General features: G+C 41.2%; 18 protein-coding genes. 5 read left to right on the forward strand and 13 right to left on the reverse strand.

From position 1 onward, the window contains the following. Window positions 1-8: 8 nt before the first annotated feature. From AC4HAN_RS00850 to AC4HAN_RS00865, 4 genes are read right to left on the reverse strand one after another with little or no spacing between them, the layout of a single operon-like run. Window positions 9-683 carry an amino acid ABC transporter permease gene (locus AC4HAN_RS00850; RefSeq protein ID WP_491090570.1) on the reverse strand — a complete coding sequence of 225 codons (675 nt, stop codon included), beginning with the start codon at window positions 681-683 and terminating at the stop codon, window positions 9-11. A 9-nt stretch (window positions 684-692) separates the two neighbouring features. After that, entirely contained in the window at window positions 693-1,385 is a 693-nt protein-coding gene (locus tag AC4HAN_RS00855; RefSeq protein ID WP_491090571.1) for an amino acid ABC transporter permease, read from the reverse strand. A 9-nt stretch (window positions 1,386-1,394) separates the two neighbouring features. Further along, window positions 1,395-2,252 (reverse strand): transporter substrate-binding domain-containing protein, encoded by an 858-nt coding sequence (locus AC4HAN_RS00860; RefSeq protein WP_491090572.1) that lies wholly within the window; start codon window positions 2,250-2,252, stop codon window positions 1,395-1,397. Window positions 2,253-2,279: 27 nt separating this feature from the next. Next, window positions 2,280-3,287, reverse strand: a complete 1,008-nt coding sequence (locus AC4HAN_RS00865; RefSeq protein WP_491090573.1) for a uroporphyrinogen decarboxylase family protein — start codon at window positions 3,285-3,287, stop codon at window positions 2,280-2,282. Window positions 3,288-3,533: 246 nt separating this feature from the next. Here AC4HAN_RS00865 and AC4HAN_RS00870 point away from each other — a divergent pair, with 246 nt between their 5' ends. Both AC4HAN_RS00870 and AC4HAN_RS00875 read left to right on the forward strand, forming a co-directional pair. Next, window positions 3,534-4,433, forward strand: coding sequence for a LysR family transcriptional regulator (locus AC4HAN_RS00870; RefSeq protein ID WP_491090574.1), 900 nt, complete (start codon window positions 3,534-3,536; stop codon window positions 4,431-4,433). A 208-nt stretch (window positions 4,434-4,641) separates the two neighbouring features. Then, window positions 4,642-4,992, forward strand: a complete 351-nt coding sequence (locus AC4HAN_RS00875; RefSeq protein WP_491090576.1) for a DUF1304 domain-containing protein — start codon at window positions 4,642-4,644, stop codon at window positions 4,990-4,992. 55 nt (window positions 4,993-5,047) lie between these two features. Here AC4HAN_RS00875 and AC4HAN_RS00880 read toward each other — a convergent pair whose 3' ends face one another. From AC4HAN_RS00880 to AC4HAN_RS00920, 9 genes are all read right to left on the reverse strand, one after another. Continuing rightward, the gene (locus AC4HAN_RS00880) at window positions 5,048-6,283 is read right to left on the reverse strand and encodes a sensor histidine kinase (RefSeq protein ID WP_491090577.1); all 1,236 of its coding nucleotides are present in this window, start codon (window positions 6,281-6,283) and stop codon (window positions 5,048-5,050) included. Further along, window positions 6,273-6,974, reverse strand: a complete 702-nt coding sequence (locus tag AC4HAN_RS00885; protein ID WP_491090579.1) for a response regulator transcription factor — start codon at window positions 6,972-6,974, stop codon at window positions 6,273-6,275. The genes AC4HAN_RS00880 and AC4HAN_RS00885 overlap by 11 nt, the downstream gene beginning before the upstream one ends. Before the next feature lies 1 nt (window position 6,975). Continuing rightward, window positions 6,976-7,599, reverse strand: coding sequence for a GTP pyrophosphokinase (locus AC4HAN_RS00890; protein ID WP_491090580.1), 624 nt, complete (start codon window positions 7,597-7,599; stop codon window positions 6,976-6,978). 221 nt (window positions 7,600-7,820) lie between these two features. Next, complete coding sequence (locus AC4HAN_RS00895) at window positions 7,821-8,246, reverse strand: hypothetical protein (RefSeq protein WP_491090581.1); 426 nt, start codon at window positions 8,244-8,246, stop codon at window positions 7,821-7,823. 430 nt (window positions 8,247-8,676) lie between these two features. Then, on the reverse strand, window positions 8,677-9,171 hold the full coding sequence (gene tpx, locus AC4HAN_RS00900; RefSeq protein WP_491090582.1) for a thiol peroxidase: 495 nt from the start codon (window positions 9,169-9,171) through the stop codon (window positions 8,677-8,679). 78 nt (window positions 9,172-9,249) lie between these two features. Further along, complete coding sequence (locus AC4HAN_RS00905; RefSeq protein ID WP_491090584.1) at window positions 9,250-9,687, reverse strand: GyrI-like domain-containing protein; 438 nt, start codon at window positions 9,685-9,687, stop codon at window positions 9,250-9,252. 440 nt (window positions 9,688-10,127) lie between these two features. After that, window positions 10,128-11,888, reverse strand: coding sequence for an ABC transporter ATP-binding protein (locus AC4HAN_RS00910; RefSeq protein ID WP_491090586.1), 1,761 nt, complete (start codon window positions 11,886-11,888; stop codon window positions 10,128-10,130). Beyond that, on the reverse strand, window positions 11,878-13,680 hold the full coding sequence (locus AC4HAN_RS00915) for an ABC transporter ATP-binding protein (protein ID WP_491090587.1): 1,803 nt from the start codon (window positions 13,678-13,680) through the stop codon (window positions 11,878-11,880). The genes AC4HAN_RS00910 and AC4HAN_RS00915 overlap by 11 nt, the downstream gene beginning before the upstream one ends. A 9-nt stretch (window positions 13,681-13,689) precedes the next feature. Beyond that, window positions 13,690-14,118 (reverse strand): MarR family winged helix-turn-helix transcriptional regulator, encoded by a 429-nt coding sequence (locus AC4HAN_RS00920; protein ID WP_491090589.1) that lies wholly within the window; start codon window positions 14,116-14,118, stop codon window positions 13,690-13,692. 435 nt (window positions 14,119-14,553) lie between these two features. On the opposite strand from AC4HAN_RS00920, the gene queC reads away from it, so the two are divergent. The 3 genes from queC to queE are packed head-to-tail and all read left to right on the forward strand — an operon-like array spanning window position 14,554 to window position 16,366. Continuing rightward, window positions 14,554-15,207 carry a 7-cyano-7-deazaguanine synthase QueC gene (gene queC / locus AC4HAN_RS00925; RefSeq protein WP_491090591.1) on the forward strand — a complete coding sequence of 218 codons (654 nt, stop codon included), beginning with the start codon at window positions 14,554-14,556 and terminating at the stop codon, window positions 15,205-15,207. After that, window positions 15,207-15,653 (forward strand): 6-carboxytetrahydropterin synthase QueD, encoded by a 447-nt coding sequence (gene queD / locus AC4HAN_RS00930; protein ID WP_491090592.1) that lies wholly within the window; start codon window positions 15,207-15,209, stop codon window positions 15,651-15,653. The genes queC and queD overlap by 1 nt, the downstream gene beginning before the upstream one ends. Beyond that, window positions 15,650-16,366 (forward strand): 7-carboxy-7-deazaguanine synthase QueE, encoded by a 717-nt coding sequence (gene queE / locus AC4HAN_RS00935; RefSeq protein WP_491090593.1) that lies wholly within the window; start codon window positions 15,650-15,652, stop codon window positions 16,364-16,366. The genes queD and queE overlap by 4 nt, the downstream gene beginning before the upstream one ends. The last annotated feature ends 10 nt before the right edge of the window (window positions 16,367-16,376 follow it).

Raw genomic sequence — 16,376 nt, forward strand, 5'->3', positions numbered from 1 at the left:
AGTTCTCCTTAAGCAAACTGCTTCTCCAAAGCTGAAAATCCCCATTGGATGAGTCCGCAGATTATAATATAAATAATGAAAATTACCAGATACGATTCAAAATACTGATAGCCATGGGCTGCTTCAACCTTGGCAATGGCAGTAATATCCTTAACCGTCATCACAAATACCAGCGATGTGCCCTTAACAATAGTGATGACTAAATTACAAAGATTGGGAAGAGCATTTCGCAAGGCCTGAGGAAAGACTATCCGGATGTAGCTCTGAGTTGCAGTCAGACCGATAGACTGGGCTGCTTCCAGCTGTCCTTTGTCAACCGTTAAAATGGCAGAACGCAAAATCTCCGATAAGGTTCCCGTTGTCATCAAGCTAAAGATGATAAAGGCATAATAAATAGGATTGAGTTTAAAAATATCAAGTCCGCTCGATTTTAAAACGGTATTTAAAATACTGGGTAAGAGACTGTAGAAAAACAAAATCAAAAGAATGGGCGGTGTCGCCCGAATAAAAGCCAGATAAAGTACAGAAAAAGCTGTTACGCCTTTGACTTTATATATTCGGCCCAAAGCTAAAAAAAGAGCCGGGAAGAAACTCAGCAAAATCGAAACCGCCATAATCGCCAACGTAACGGGAACACCTCTTAAGGAGAGCAAAAACGTATGCACAATGTAAGTAAAATCCATAATACCTCCTTAAACATTTCCCTTATCGAGGCGATGCTCCATCAAGTGGGAACCTATTGATAAAATCAGGGCTATCCCCCAGTAAATAAGGGCAACTGCTGTATAAGTTTCCAAGGAATAATTTCCCAAATTGCGGCTGATCAGCAAGTTCCCTGCTCCCATGATATCTACCAAACCAATCGTATATGCTAGGGCAGCATCTTTCATCAGATTCAAAACAGCTGTTGTGATATTGGGCAGGGCAATTTTAAACGTCTGCGGCAAAAGAATACGTCTGAAAGTTTGAAAACCTGTCAGTCCAATACTCAGTCCTGCTTCCAGCTGTCCTTTAGGAACTGCTAAGTAAGCTGCTTTAAAGACTTCTGATATAGAAGCAGCAAAAAGCAGAACCATGGTTACAACAACAAAAACAGTCCGTGACCAGCCATCAACATCCAGATGAAGCCACCAAGTCAAAAATTCAGGTAAGCCGTAAAAAACAAGAAACAGCAAGACAATCGGCGGCGTGCATCTTAGTGTAAACACATATCCTCGCGCAAAACCCGCCAAGCCCTTATCAGAGCTTACTTGGGCCCAAGCAAGCCCTGCTCCCAGAAACGATCCCAAAAGGACTGTTAAAAGGATAACCCATAAGGTCAAAGGCAAAGCGGATAAAACAGTCGGCAGAAACTTGAAAACATAAGACGGCGTATAAGAAACCATACCAACCTCCTATTTTGTCACATAATTAAAGACATCTTCTCCAAAATATTTTTTGGACAGTTTTGATAAAGTTCCGTCTTTCTTCAGTTCTTTGATTGCCTTGTTATATGCTTTTACAAATTTTTTATTGGACTTGCTGCGGTGAATCAAAGGATAGGTCTCAATACCCTTGTATGGGAACCAAGTGAGCTTGTCAGCATATTTGTGATAAGCTCCATCCTTATCCTTGACCGCTTGCTTAAAAGATAACTTTATATCAAAGTAAGCATCATAACGCCCCTCAAGAACCCAGGCATAGGCGTCCGCTACTGTAAAGCTCTCTGCGGCTTTCAGTGCAACTGGTTTATCTTTGTGATTTTTATTGTAATCCTCAATCACATTCCACTGAGCATTTTGCGGGGAAATAGGAACCAGTTTGCCGCTTGATTTAGCAAAGGAATTAATATCAGTGATTGTTTTTTCATCATCTTTTCGGATGGTAAAACCAATGACACTGGCTCCTACGGCATCTTTAGGAATGATGAATTTCTCAGCCCGTTCTTTTGTATACCAAGCCCCTTTAGTCCCGATATCATATTTTCCGGATTCCAATCCGATCAGCAAGTCCTCGTCGCTTGTTCCTGTAAATTTAAACTTATAGTTTGGCAGCTTTTTGTCTACTGCTTTTAAAACTTCCACTTCATAACCGGTATTTTCACCCTTATCATTCACATAATCATAAGGCGCATAATTTTGTGTATGAGCAACCTTTAAGGTTGTTACCTTATCAGCTGCGGCATTATTTCCTGACAGCTGACGCCCGATAACCGTTCCGCCAATAATTAAAACCAGAACACCGGCTGCAATGAACCACTTTTTCTTAACCATTTAATCTCCTTTTCTTTTTCGCTAGTCTTATAAAGCTGCGGCTTCTTTAACCCAGGCAATACGCTCAGCAGCAATATCGCTGGGGATGGTGCAGTCAGCACCGATAATGGTAGCTCTTCTGCCTGCTTCTTGCAGCAGGGCTTTCACCTGTGCCTGCACTTCTTCTTTACTGCCGCGATACAGCAGGCCTTCTGTTGTATTCACAAAGCCGCCTAAAACGGTCTTACCGCCAAAGAGCTCACGTCCTTGCGATAAACTGATGCCTTCCGGACCCACTGCCCAATTATAGACCTGAGCCGGATAGTCTTTAAAGAGCCTGATATCATTGGCAGCCCCTTCATAACCGCAAATATGCAGGACGCTCAAGCCTTCTGCCTGATGAGCTGCTTGAAGAACAGTCAAATCACTGGGCGAAATATATCTGCTGTAATCTTTGGAATTGATACGCTCATCTTGAATAGACTGAACACTGAAATAAATACCTTCGATACCAGTTTCTTTAATAATTTTTCGTACCAAGACAGCAATATCAGCAGCAATAACATCCAAAACCTTTTTTAGCGTCTGCGCATCTTCCTGGAAAAAGCACGCAATAATACTGTCTCCGCTGGATACCTTGCCGGCCAGCTGCCATTTCAGATAGGTCACCGGAGCAAAAATATTATAAATAGCTACGATATCTTCTGTAAAACTGTTTTTAATGGCTTTAACCAGCTCCACTTGCTGATCAAACCAAGGATGCTCCTCACCGATTGAAGCAATACCAGCCAGCTCCTTGACGGAGGTCACATCTTTAGTGATGACAGGATTGGGATAGGTGAAAAAGCCGTCACTCATGATTTTGATAAAATCAGGCTCCACCTCTTGGATAAATTTTCGGTGCCCTTCCAGATTTTTATTGAACAGACTGCGGCTGTTGAGGCCTTGTCCCAGTTCTTCTTCCGGCAAAAAATGATACCAAAAACCGACCGGTACTTTGTCAACATCCTCTCCTCTGAACGCTTTTAAAACCCATTCTTTTTTACTGTCTGCCATAAGCTAACCTCCTTTGGAATAAATATGATTTTATCTTACCACCTCCTAAACGCCCTGTATAATCTATCTTTTTTATGGTAAGTCATAAGTTTTATTTATGGCTGTTTAAAAACAGAAACAGTGTCAGAAAAAAGGTTATAGGAAAAATGTATCAGCTCTTTGCTTTTTTCTATCAGCTTTTTGCAGATTTTATACTGCTTCTTTTGTTATAATGTCAAGAAAAGCTCAAGTAAGAAGGAAATCCTTATGAACATTCAACAATGCCGCTATGTTGAAGCTATTGCTAAGACAGGCTCTTTCAGCGAAGCTGCCAAAAAACTTTATGTCACCCAGCCCAATCTTTCCTCATCCATCAAAGAATTGGAGGAAGAGCTGGGTGTACAGCTCTTTATCCGCTCTAATACCGGAACACGCTTGACAGATGACGGTTATGATTTTCTGAAATATGCTAAGCGCATTTTGGGAGAAATAGACCTGCTTCAGCAGCGCTATCAGGATAATTACAAGAACAGCTTTACCATCAGTTCGCACCACTATGACTTTTTAACCATTGCTCTCCTTGAAATAGCAGAGACTTTTAAAGACGACTATCAGCACTTCCACATCATTGAAACAACGACCAAAAAGATCTTGGAAAGTGTGCTCAATTTTGAAAGTGATTTGGGGATTCTCTATCTCAATAATGACAACCGCCACATTCTGGAACGCTATTTTAAGCAGCATAACCTGACCTTTACAGCACTCGGTGATTTCCCCACACGCATTTTTTTAAGAAAGGGTCATCCTTTGGCCAACCAAGAACTCATCGAAAAATCACAGCTTAAGGATTATCAGCAGGTGCGCTTCAGACAGGAAACAGCCGGTCTTAACTTTGATGAGGATACCTTGGATACGCCGGAAAACCAGGCTGTTTTTTACAGCAATGACCGCGGCACTGTCATGAATATCCTCTGCGGTTCTGACGCCTATGCTTCAGGACTGGGCATCGTCAACAGCTTCATCAAAGACCAGATTGTTTTGATTCCTCTTAAGGACAGCGAAACACACACCCTCGGTTTTGTGACCAATAACCGCAAGCAAGGGTCTGCCATTACACAAAAATTCATCGCCGCTGTTAAGGAAAGCTTAAAAGCACGCAGCAGCTAAAAGGTTTTTTTAAGAATTTCAAGAAAAAACGCATACAGACATGATTGGGGTTGCCTTATTTATAAAAATCCAAACTCATAAATTCGCAGGGAATCTTTCTGCCCTGCTTTTTTCTTTCGATATACAGCCTCCCAAACAAAAGCCGGTTCAATTAGTTGCAAAGTCAAAAGACAAATCCTATAATACAAGGCAGAATAAGGAGGAAGAGATGTCAGTCATCAAAACTATTTTGGTAATTTTAGTTGCCTTAGAATTTTTCTACATCATGTATTTGGAAACTTTTGCAACACAATCCGCCAAGACCGCACAGGTTTTTGGGATGAGCCGGGAGAAACTGGGTGAAAAAGAAATCACCCTGCTTTTTAAAAACCAAGGAATCTACAACGGTCTTCTCGGTCTGGGACTGCTCTGCGGTTTGATGTTTAATACAGGTATTATTTTGCCGATTTTAATCTACATCATTTTGGTCGCTGCATACGGTGCTTACAGCAGCAATCCCAAAATTTTGCTGACGCAGGGCGGCTTAGCCATTATTACTGCCCTACTTTATCTTTTTTAGCAGACTCAAAAGGGTTGGGACATTTTGTCCCAACCCTTTTTGTTAACAGTCTAAATTAGAGTACGACCTTAAAGATAATGACCTTATTCTTGTAAGAAACTGATATTTTTCCTTTAAAGATACTGACGATACTCTGTGCCATTGACAGTCCGATACCATAACCGGATGTTTGATTATTGTGAGATTCATCTTCCCGATAAAAGCGGTCAAAGAAACGGCTGTAATCAATCCCTGCACCTTCTTTAAAAGTATTTGATACCTCCAGCTTGGCCTTTTTAAGCCCGCTGGTTTTGCTGAGTTTCACATTCACTTTTCCGCCGTCATCACAGTATTTGTTAGCATTATCCACTAAAAGAGTAACCAGTTCAAATAAGGACTTTTCCTCTGCTCTGACATAGATATTAGGATCAACAGCCATCTCAAAGGCTTTCCCATCCTTAACAACAGGAGCTTTAAAAGCTTCTGCTGCATCCTGCACAATTTTTGAAAAATGAACCCTCTCAAGAACAAGATCCGGCTGCTCTTCTAATCTGGCCAGAGTAACCAGCTGATTGATTAAACGGGTCAGGCGCTGCACTTGATCTTTGGTGCTCTTAGTCCATTCTGTTTCGCCGGTCATAAGTTCCTGTAATTCATTGTTAGCGGAAATAATAGATAAAGGCGTTTTTAACTCATGTCCGGCATTTGTAATGAAACGTTTTTGTTTCTCATAATTTTCAACATAAGGTTTAATCGCAAATCCCGAAAAAACAGAAACAATAAGAATAAACAGAATGAGGCTGTAAAATGACATTCTGACAGAAAGAGTGAGTAAATCTGAACGGTCATCAACAAAACGAGTTGCATCTAAAACGACAACCAGCTGTTTATTCTTTTCTTTGAGATTGCTTACTTTGTAGGCATAAAAATGCTGATTCTTCTTAAAATAGCCTGTTTTTTGACTGTTTAGACTGATGTCTTTCATATAAACAGCCAGCTGCTCCTTATTGACATCAGGAATATGCTGTAAATTAAAAGAAATGATTTCCTTTTTATTGTTTATCGTGAAGCTATAATAGTGATACTGATTGACAACAGCTCCTGACAGATTTCTTCCTTCCGGATCCTTATCAATAACATCCGGTTTAGGAAATTCACCGCCGTTTTTGGACAGGATCCGCAGGACAGATTCGATTTCGCCTTTATTTTGAACATAGTGAACTGAGTTGAAAATACTGATAAAAGACAGTAAAATCCCCAGGATGGCAAGAGAGGAGATGACAATAAAACGAAATCTGATCTTACGAAGCATAGCTATCACCTGCTATTTCCACCAGGGTAAAATCTCCATGTTCTTTCCCCAGAATAGTAAGATTTGCTTTGATGGATTTCAATTTTTGCCTGAGATAGGAAATATAGATAAAGACATAGCCATCATCAACATCAGGATCATCATCTTTAGCCCAAACATGCTGAAAAATTTCCTTAGTAGATAAGGATTTGTTGGGATTAAGCATAAACAAGGCCATTAATTTGGATTCTTTTCCTGCTAAACGGATAGAATTGCCGGCTGCCATTTCCTGTTGGGCAACATCAAGTTTAACACTGCCAAAGGTAAGGACTTTATCAGTAAAGCCATCCAAACGGCGCTCTAAGGAAGCCATGCGGGCCAAAAGTTCTTTGAGCGAAATAGGCTTTGTCAAATAGTCATCAGCACCTGCTTCCAATCCGACTACCTTGTCTTCTATTTCCGACATGGCCGTCAGCATAACAGCGTGAGTGCTGTTTCCGCCGGCACGGATATCACGCAGAGCTTCCAGACCGGTTTTGACCGGCATCATGATGTCCAAAATAAAGACATCGTAAACATTTTCGTGTGCTTTTTTCACAGCATCCTGTCCGTTATAAACTTGATCAATCTGATAGCCCTGGCTTTTCAGAGCCACTGTATAAACACGTGACAGCTGTTCTTCATCTTCTGCCAGTAAAATTTTCAAAGACATTTTAATCCCCACTTTCTGCAATTAAATTTCGGATAGTCTGCATGGAAAGATCGCAAGAAGCCAATTCATCCGCACAGCGTTTCAATTCTTTAGCAATACGTTCAGAATTTTTAATCGCATGCTTGTACTTCATTTGATGTTCCAAACTGGCCCAGGAATCCATGGCTATGGTTCTTAGCTGAACTTCCGCAAAATATTTGCCCGGCAGCTGACCCTGACAATCCTCAAAAGGTGTCTCCACTTCCAAAATCAAATGATATGAGCGGTAGCCATTGGGCTTAGCCTGATCGATATAATCTTTTTCATTGTAGACACGGATACCATCCATCTTTTTGAGGATAGCGACAGTTTTGTAAATATCATCAACAAAACCACAAATGATACGAATGCCAATCGCATCTCGAATGTTCTTTAGGGCTGATTCAGCCGTCGGAGGAAGGTTTTTGCGCTGGCATTTTTCCCACATGCTGTCATCGGTTTTGATGCGTGCAAGAAAATGTTCAAACAGTTTAAAACCAGATTCTGCCTTTGCACGCTGATTCTCTGCTTGAATTTTCCGGCTCAGATCTTCTAAAATGCGGGATAAATACACTTCATATTTCCCATAAATTGTTTCTTCTGTCATAAGTTATCCTTTTTATATACTTGTTCCCATTATAGCTATATAAGATTAAAGAATCCTTATTTTACTAAAAGGGATTCAAAATTTCTCATATTGAAGATAGCTTTTATGCCTCACACCGCTTCGACGAAAAAACTAATTTTGAATTTTTGATATATGATTTGGTGGAGCAAGCACTAAAAAACTCACCATACAAGTAATGGCAAGCTTTAATCTATCATTGATTAATCGTCAGACTTTTTTGAAGACTGCGGAGCCTGTCTGGCGTATTTTATTCCCCATAACAAAAGGATAAAAAAGATAAAACTGACGAAGGCAACGACTGAAAAAATAATGACGCTGTAACCTTCTTTTACATGAATAGCCTTATAACAGCTTAAAATGGTTAAAAACAAAAAGACGGCAGCAAAAATGAGCTGATGAGCAACGGCGGAAACAGAAGTTTCTTTTGGGGCAGCCTTTCTGATTTCTTTGACAAAATAATAATTCAACGCCGCCGTACATAGAGTGATAATTAAAAAGCAAATCTGAACAAGCACAGGAGACTTAAAAATGGCCTGTGTCAAAACCATAATCAACAGACAAACAGCAATCAGCTGAGCTGTTAAAAGTCTCCATAGCTTCAATTTCTGACTTTTCTTCTCGAACATATCTTTCCTCCTTATCTCCCAAAAGAAGTTTTCATATCAATGGAAATAAACAAATTTCGTTTTTTATCTTATCCCTTGATCAAGAAACACCTATAGTATAACTTATTTTGATCTCTTTGTGTAGTCATTGTCGTAAATGGTATCAAATAGGTCGTGAATGGATATTTTATTGAGAAATCAAGAGTCATTTTTCCCATTCACGACATATTTTGGACCGTTCATGACATTCAATCCAATTATTTTAAATTTTTTAGCATAATGAAGGCAGACTTATGAAAGAAAAAGTAAAAAGAATCGGTCCAACGCCCCGATAAACAAAAGAAGATTTATAAAGCCATCATCAGCACAAAAAAACTTACCATACAATAATGGTAAGCTCAATATACAATTATCCAACTCTCTTGACGGTCGCTATGCCTTTTCTATTAGCTTATTTAATTGCCTTGACAGCTGCTACTGCTGCTTCGTAATTGGGATGGTTGCTCATGTTTTCTAAATACTCAAGATAGGTAATGTTATTGTTCTCATCTAAAACAAAGACTGCCCGTCCCAGCAAGTGCAGTTCATTGATCAACAGCCCGTAAGCCTTGCCAAATGAATGATCGTAATAATCCGAAAGTGTCACTGCATCTTCTAAACCGGCAGCACCGCACCAGCGGGCTTGAGCAAAAGGCAAATCAACAGATACTGTAATCACAACCGTATTGTCAGCATCTGACAGTTCTTGATTAAAACGGCGCGTCTGAGCATCGCAAACCCCTGTATCAATAGACGGAACAACACTGATAACCTTTTTCTTGCCGGCGAAATCAGCCAATGTTTTTTTAGACAAATCTGTAGCTGTCAAAACAAAATCCGGTGCCGTGTCACCGACCTGCAGCTTAGTCCCTGCCAAAGTAACCGGTTTTCCTTTGAATACTGTCATAACATGCCCTCCTTTTTTCTTGTCCTTATTGTAGAATAATTTTCAGTTTTTATCTAACCATTTGATTATAAATAATACTTAGACAACAATCGGCAGACAGAATTCACAAAGTCCTTGCTTAACCTTTTGGACAGGATACCGCTCAAGAATTGGACGTGTTTCATCACGCTTATAAGGAAATATATGCTGAGCGAAATGATTCCAAAATTCCTCAACCCCAGCAGCTGTATGTTCAACCTCAACAATGAGATAGGCTCCATCGTCCAAGTAACGCCTTGGTAAATCAGGCAAGATATTTCGATTAGCAGTTTTGAAGCCGACATCATAACGGCAGTTATCTTGAGAAATTTGATTAGGATCATCAAGAGCGATGCCAAACAAAACACTATCTTGATTAAACAGCCCGTTTTGACGGAGCAGTTCTTTGAATTCTGCCATTAAGCTATAATTATTGATACCATAGGCACCGATACGCCTTTGATAAAAAATCTCAACTTGAGAAAAAACTTCAATCATAATCCGATTACCTCAACTTATTTTTAATGATTATTGACGTCAATGAAATTATCATAAGCCCTATTAAAATAGATTGCAAGCTGTTTTTTAAAACAAATTAAAAAACCTAGCATAAACTAGGTTTTAAGTTGTAGACAAACTCTCAAAACTAAATTCTCTCTAAAATTTCATCATAGAATAATATTACTTTTCATTTTTATAAGATGATATAGAAATGAACGAAACTTATCCCGATACTTTCCGATGTAGCAAAAGAGGCAGAAACTCACTGTTTCGGCCTCTCGGAGATTTTGAGACCTAGGCTCAAAATCTAGGTATGGAATTCCGAAGGAAGTCGCTACCGTCCGTGCTACCTAAGGAAAGTATCATATCAAAATATTCCTTTTTGAGAAAATAGACTTTTTCTTCAGTCTGAAACCTAGCTAAATTAGGTTTTAATCTTAAGCCGCATCATCATCTTCTGTGAATTGACTGTTGTAAAGGTCGGCATAGAAGCCATCTTGAGCCATCAGCTCGTCGTGATTGCCTTGTTCGATAATGTTGCCGTCTTTCATAACAAGAATAAGATCGGCATTGCGAATAGTGGAGAGACGGTGGGCAATGACAAAGGATGTTCTGCCTTCCATCAGTTTATCCATCGCTTTTTGAATCAGCTCTTCTGTTCTGGTATCCACAGATGAGGTTGCCTCGTCCAGAATAAGGAGCGGTGAATCTTTGAGCAGCGCCCGCGCAATGGTCAGCAGCTGCTTTTGACCGACTGACAAGGTCACCGAATCATCTAAGACGGTATCATAGCCCTCAGGCAGTGTTTTGATGAAGTGGTGAACGCCGACAGCTTTAGCTGCTGCAAGGACCTGCTCATCTGTAATATGTTCCTGATTGTAAATCAGGTTTTCTTTGACGGTTCCTTCGAACAGCCAGGTATCCTGAAGTACCATGGCAAAGGCGTCGTGCACTTCCTCACGCTTCATGTCATGCACATTGACACCGTCAATCGAAATGCGGCCCTTATCAACTTCATAAAAGCGCATCAACAAATTAACAATGGTTGTTTTACCGGCACCTGTCGGTCCGACAATAGCCACTTTTTGTCCAGCTTTTGCATGGGCTGAAAAATCATGGATAATCGTTTTATCAGGCTGATAACCAAAGAAGACATTGTCAAATGTGACATCTCCTTTAACGGTATCAAGCTGCCTTTTCTTGTGGTCTTCTGCTTCCATTTCATCTTCACTCAAGAATTCAAAGACACGTCCCATAGCAGCATTGGCCGACTGGAGCTGTGTAATTCCCTGAGCAATCTGAGAAATAGGCTGTGTGAAAATGCGGACATAGGTCATAAAAGCAACAATGGTCCCCATGGTCACATCGCCATTTAGCGCCATGCGGGCTCCTACAATACAGACCATAACATAACCAAAATTACCAATGAACTGCATGAGCGGCATCATCACGCCTGAGAAAAACTGTGACTTCCACATACTTGAAAACAGCTGGTTATTTAAGACTTCAAACTGCTGTTTGCTTTGCTGGCGCGCATTGTAACTGGAAACGACATTGTGGCCTGAATAAATTTCTTCAGCGTAGCCGCTGACTTTGGCCAGATTTTTTTGCTGACGTTTAAAGAGCGGCTGACTTTTTGCTATGATGACACTGGACAGGGCAAAGCCTGCAAAAACAGACAAAATAGCTGTTGCGGCCAAAGAACCGTTTGTCTTAATCATCATAAAGATGGAACCAATGAGAAGGACAACAGCAGCGACCATAGAAACCAAACTTTGGTTAAAGGATTGGGTCATCAAGTCCACATCATTGGTCACACGGGACAAGGTATCCCCTTGGGAATGGCTGTCAAAATACTTGAGCGGTACTTTATTGATTTTATCTGCAATCGCATTGCGCAGACGCTGAGAAAAACCTTGGATCAAGGTTGATACAATAAAGCTTGCCGCATAGGAAACCAGGGCTCCGCCTATATACATCAAGGCTAGGGCAAAGGCGATTCCTGCAATTTTATCCAGATCAATCTTTCCTGTAAGCCCCTCAGTTATTGTATCGGTTATTTCCTTAAGACGGTCAGGTCCGATAACCGTAATTGTACTGGATACAACCGTAAAAGCAGCAGCCAGAACAAACAAAGCCTTATAGCCTTTAAGGTAAGGAGCCATCTGGCTTAATAATGATTTCTTTTTATTGTCCATTTTCCAACTCCTCCTTAGATAATTGTGAATAAGCTATTTCCTGATAAATGTCATTATTGGCCAGCAGCTCTTTATGGGTTCCCTGAGCGACGACCTTGCCTTGGTCCAAAACTAAAATTTGATCGGCATTCATAATGGTTGAAATACGCTGAGCAACGATCAGTTTGGTCATATCCTTGGTTTTCTTTCTCAGGTCAGCACGCAGGATTCTGTCAGTCTTATAATCAAGTGCTGAGAAGGAATCGTCAAAAATAAGGATTTCAGGTTTACGGGCAAGAGCTCGAGCGATTGCCAGACGCTGTTTTTGTCCGCCGGAAAAATTCGTTCCGCCTTGCGCAACTTCTGTATCAAGTCCTTTTTCCTTGCTTTCAACAAAGTCCTTAGCTTGAGCCAGCTCCAAAGCTTCCCACATTTTCGCGTCATCAAGCGGTGTTTGGCTGCTCTCTCCAAATTCCATATTCGATCGGATCGTGCCGCTGAAAAGCACAGCTTTTTGCGGAATATAGCCGATTTTCTTATTTAAATCATCATGGCTGTAGTCCTGAACCTTGACACCGTCAACCTTGATCCAGCCTTCTGTCGCATCATAAAAACGCGGAATCAAGTTGATCAGAGTTGATTTTCCGGAACCAGTTGAACCAATGAAAGCTACCGTTTCCCCGGCTTTTGCTTTAAAGGAAACATGTTCTATGACAGCACGGGAATTCTTGCTGTAACGAAAAGAAACATCGTGAAATTCAATTTCTCCTTTTTGGCTGTTATCTGCTTTAGATTTTTCCTTGAACTGGACAGACGGCTCAAGCGCCAATACTTCGTTGACCCGTTTGGCAGAAACAAGAGCCCGCGGCAGGATAATGAAGATGGCCACCATCATCATAAAGCCGATGACCACCTGCATGGCATAAGAAGAGAAAACAACCATATCACTGAAAACATCTATCCGGTCCTTAACCGCTGCTGCCGCAGCAGGCATGCTGGTTCTTGGAATGTTAATATCATCAATCAAATAAGAGCCGATCCAATAAATAGCCAGTGTTAAACCGCTTGAGACAACTGTCATGACCGGATTCATCAGTGACATGAGTCTGTAAACAAATAAATTGAGTTTGGTCAGGCTTTTATTTTCTTCTTTAAATTTATTTTCCTGATAATCTTCCGCATTATAAGCACGTACAACACGAACACCGCTCAGAGACTCACGAGTCGTTGAGTTGAGAGCATCCGTCAGGCCTTGTACCTTACGCTGCTTTGGAAAGGCTACAAACATCAAGACAGACAGCAGCAGCAAAACAATCAGCACAGCCACTCCGACCGCACCGGTCCACTCATCGCTCTTGCCCCAAATTTTAGTCAGTGCCCAGACAGCCATGATAGGACCGCGAGTTACTACCTGCATTCCCATGGTAATCATGATTTGCAGCTGAGTTAAGTCATTGGTTGTCCTCGTCAGAAGGCTCGGAATGGAAAATTTCTTAATTTCAGCATCCGAATAATCCATCACCTGATTAAAAATATCTGAACGCAGGCGTGTTGTAAAGCTGGCAGCTGTTCTTGCTGCTAAAAAGCCGACAAAAACTGCCATTAAAAAACTGCCAAAGGAGAACATGAGCATTTTTGATCCCGGCTTCATGATATCCGAAGTCGTCGTTCCTTTTGTCTGCAGCAGGGCCGTAATCTTTGACATATATTCCGGTGTTTTTAAATCCATCCAGACAGCCAGACAAATAAAGACCGTACTAAGGAGAATCATTCCCCATTCCTTGGCACTTAATCGTTTAAAAATTTTAAACATCAGTTGCTCCTACTTTTCTAAATTTTTTTTAATTTGCTCAAAAACTCTGTGAGCCGTCTCAAGATCGGCTTTATCAATACCTTTTAGCAGCTGCTCATGAATCTTTTGGTGGAAGGCAATAATATCCTCAGCCTTTTCAAGACCTAAAGGCGTCAGCACAATCTGCTTACAGCGTTTATCTTTTCGCGAAGGAATGATTGAGATAAAGCCGTTTTTAGCCATGCGTTTGATAAGATTGCTGGCAACAGACTTTGAAATCTGCAGTTTTTCCTCAATATCTTTGATAAAAATTTCCTTATCGCGATTTTTAAACAGATAGATGACTGTGCGTCCTTGCGGTCCGGCCAAGTGTTCAACGCCGTTTTCCTTAGCCATTTCCTGAACTGCTGTTTCCATTGTATTGATAAAATTTTTGAACAAACCGAAGGGTTCTTTCATGAAAAACACCTCACTTTTTCTGAAAATTCCCTTAATAGTTCTCATGGGAATTATTATAATACTTTAATTATAATTGTCAACAAAAAAGTCTTCATGAGAACTATTTTGACATATTATTTTCTACCGGAAAAAATTTATCGCTTTTTGAGAACAGACAAACGCTAAGATGGAGGCGTCTTATTCTGCTCAGCTTGTCCTGTACTGTCTGCCATAATGCCCGGCTCAAAACTGAAAATCAGTGCTTATTGCAGCCGATTTACTCAGTCCAAAAACAGGTCTTGATTTTTACCAGTCTTCGTGTTAAGATATGAAAGAATTTAATAAGGATGTTTGGGAAAAGCCATCTGTAAAAAAAACCAGTCGATTAAAGACTATACAGGCTTTTACCTTTAGGGTAAGGGCCTTTTTCTCTGCATCAAAAGAAAAGAGGATTTTATGAAACGTCAATCAGCTCTCGTCGTTTTCAGCGGCGGCCAAGACTCAACTACCTGCCTTTTTTGGGCTCTGAAGCACTATGAACACGTTGAAACAGTAACTTTTTCCTACGGTCAGCGGCACAGTCAGGAATTAGCAGTTGCCAAAGAAATTGCTGCTGAACAAGGTGTCAAACACCATGTGCTCGATATGTCCTTACTGGGGCAGATAACAGACAATGCTTTGACATCTGACATAGCGATTGAAAGCAAAAACGGCGAGATGCCCAACACCTTTGTTGATGGCAGAAATCACCTTTTTCTTTCATTTGCTGCTGTCCTCGCCAAACAGCTGGGCATTACCGATCTGGTGACAGGTGTCTGCCAGACAGACTTTTCGGGTTACCCGGACTGCCGCGATGTCTTTGTCAAATCACTTAATGTCACTTTAAACCTTGCCATGGATTATGAATTTGTCATTCAAACACCCCTAATGTGGCTGGATAAGGCTGAAACATGGGCTTTGGCAGACAGTCTCGGTCAATTCGACTATGTCCGCGAGAAAACACTGACTTGCTACAATGGCATCCGCGGCAAAGGCTGCGGAGAATGCCCTGCCTGCCATCTGCGCCAAGCAGGATTGGATAAGTATCTTGCTCAAAAGGAGAAAAACTAATGTTTGCTGCACCAAAAGAAATCAAAAAAGAAACCGGACAGTCTCTGATATACTGCCCCAGACGTGTGCTGGTATCGAAAGAATTCACCTTTGATGCCGCTCACCACCTTTTCAATTATGAAGGAAAGTGCAAAGCCCTGCATGGCCACACCTATCGCTTGCAGATTGCTGTCAGCGGATTTTTAGATGACAAGGGTATGGTGTACGATTTTGGCAATATCAAGAGTATTTACAAAGAGCTGCTGGAACCTTATCTGGATCACGCCTACCTCAATGAAAGCCTGCCATATATGAATACAACAGCTGAAAATATGGTTTACTGGATTTATAAAACCTTTGAAGCTGCCTTACCCAAGGAACGAGGCCTGCAGATGGAGGCTGTCCGTCTGTATGAAACGCCTTCTGCCTATGCGGAATTTAAAAGGGAATGGGAGTTTGAAGCATGAAAAAACAGCGCCTTTTAAAATTGCCGATTCTTGAAATTTTTGGTCCCACCTTTCAGGGAGAAGGCCGGGCAATCGGCCAAAAAACCATGTTTGTACGAACAGGCGGCTGTGACTATCACTGCGATTGGTGCGATTCTGCCTTTACTTGGGACGGTTCTGAAAAACCAACCATGATGACGAGCGACCAGGTCATTGAGGAACTGGACAAATTAGGACACTATGATTATGTCACACTCTCGGGCGGCAACCCTTGTCTTTTGGCAGCTAATATGGCAGAACTCGTGGCCAAATTAAAAGACCATCAGGTGACACTGGCTGTTGAAACACAAGGCTCACGCTGGCAAAACTGGCTAAAGGACATTGACCAAGTAACCTTAAGTCCCAAGCCTCCCTCCAGCAAAATGGAGGTCAATTTTGAAACATTGGACTTTATTGTCTCACAATTAGACCCACAAAAAGTCACCTATAAAATTCCCATCTTTGATGAGCTTGATCTGGATTTCGCTAAAATGATTCAAAAACGCTATCAGCCCGATGTTTTATATCTATCAGCCGGTAACCCTGAACCTAAAGCTTCCGGCGACATTGTTCAGCATCAGCTGATGCGGCTCAAAGATTTATGGGAACGCATTGCTCAGGATGACTCCTGGGGCAATGTCCGAGTACTGCCGCAGCTCCATACATTAATTTACGATAATCAGCGCGGCGTTTAAATTAGAAGGG

It is taken from the genome of Streptococcus sp. ELY_86, assembly GCF_058314495.1.

What these genes read in the sequence shown, in the direction of transcription:
- AC4HAN_RS00880 (WP_491090577.1), bottom strand. Translation starts at nt 6,283, where the DNA reads ATGCTTCGTAAGATCAGATTTCGTTTTATTGTCATCTCCTCTCTTGCC.
- AC4HAN_RS00870 (WP_491090574.1), top strand. Translation starts at nt 3,534, where the DNA reads ATGAACATTCAACAATGCCGCTATGTTGAAGCTATTGCTAAGACAGGC.
- AC4HAN_RS00920 (WP_491090589.1), bottom strand. Translation starts at nt 14,118, where the DNA reads ATGAAAGAACCCTTCGGTTTGTTCAAAAATTTTATCAATACAATGGAA.
- AC4HAN_RS00885 (WP_491090579.1), bottom strand. Translation starts at nt 6,974, where the DNA reads ATGTCTTTGAAAATTTTACTGGCAGAAGATGAAGAACAGCTGTCACGT.
- AC4HAN_RS00910 (WP_491090586.1), bottom strand. Translation starts at nt 11,888, where the DNA reads ATGGACAATAAAAAGAAATCATTATTAAGCCAGATGGCTCCTTACCTT.
- AC4HAN_RS00915 (WP_491090587.1), bottom strand. Translation starts at nt 13,680, where the DNA reads ATGTTTAAAATTTTTAAACGATTAAGTGCCAAGGAATGGGGAATGATT.
- tpx (WP_491090582.1), bottom strand. Translation starts at nt 9,171, where the DNA reads ATGACAGTATTCAAAGGAAAACCGGTTACTTTGGCAGGGACTAAGCTG.
- AC4HAN_RS00905 (WP_491090584.1), bottom strand. Translation starts at nt 9,687, where the DNA reads ATGATTGAAGTTTTTTCTCAAGTTGAGATTTTTTATCAAAGGCGTATC.
- queE (WP_491090593.1), top strand. Translation starts at nt 15,650, where the DNA reads ATGAAAAAACAGCGCCTTTTAAAATTGCCGATTCTTGAAATTTTTGGT.
- queD (WP_491090592.1), top strand. Translation starts at nt 15,207, where the DNA reads ATGTTTGCTGCACCAAAAGAAATCAAAAAAGAAACCGGACAGTCTCTG.
- AC4HAN_RS00890 (WP_491090580.1), bottom strand. Translation starts at nt 7,599, where the DNA reads ATGACAGAAGAAACAATTTATGGGAAATATGAAGTGTATTTATCCCGC.
- AC4HAN_RS00860 (WP_491090572.1), bottom strand. Translation starts at nt 2,252, where the DNA reads ATGGTTAAGAAAAAGTGGTTCATTGCAGCCGGTGTTCTGGTTTTAATT.
- AC4HAN_RS00865 (WP_491090573.1), bottom strand. Translation starts at nt 3,287, where the DNA reads ATGGCAGACAGTAAAAAAGAATGGGTTTTAAAAGCGTTCAGAGGAGAG.
- AC4HAN_RS00875 (WP_491090576.1), top strand. Translation starts at nt 4,642, where the DNA reads ATGTCAGTCATCAAAACTATTTTGGTAATTTTAGTTGCCTTAGAATTT.
- AC4HAN_RS00850 (WP_491090570.1), bottom strand. Translation starts at nt 683, where the DNA reads ATGGATTTTACTTACATTGTGCATACGTTTTTGCTCTCCTTAAGAGGT.
- queC (WP_491090591.1), top strand. Translation starts at nt 14,554, where the DNA reads ATGAAACGTCAATCAGCTCTCGTCGTTTTCAGCGGCGGCCAAGACTCA.
- AC4HAN_RS00895 (WP_491090581.1), bottom strand. Translation starts at nt 8,246, where the DNA reads ATGTTCGAGAAGAAAAGTCAGAAATTGAAGCTATGGAGACTTTTAACA.
- AC4HAN_RS00855 (WP_491090571.1), bottom strand. Translation starts at nt 1,385, where the DNA reads ATGGTTTCTTATACGCCGTCTTATGTTTTCAAGTTTCTGCCGACTGTT.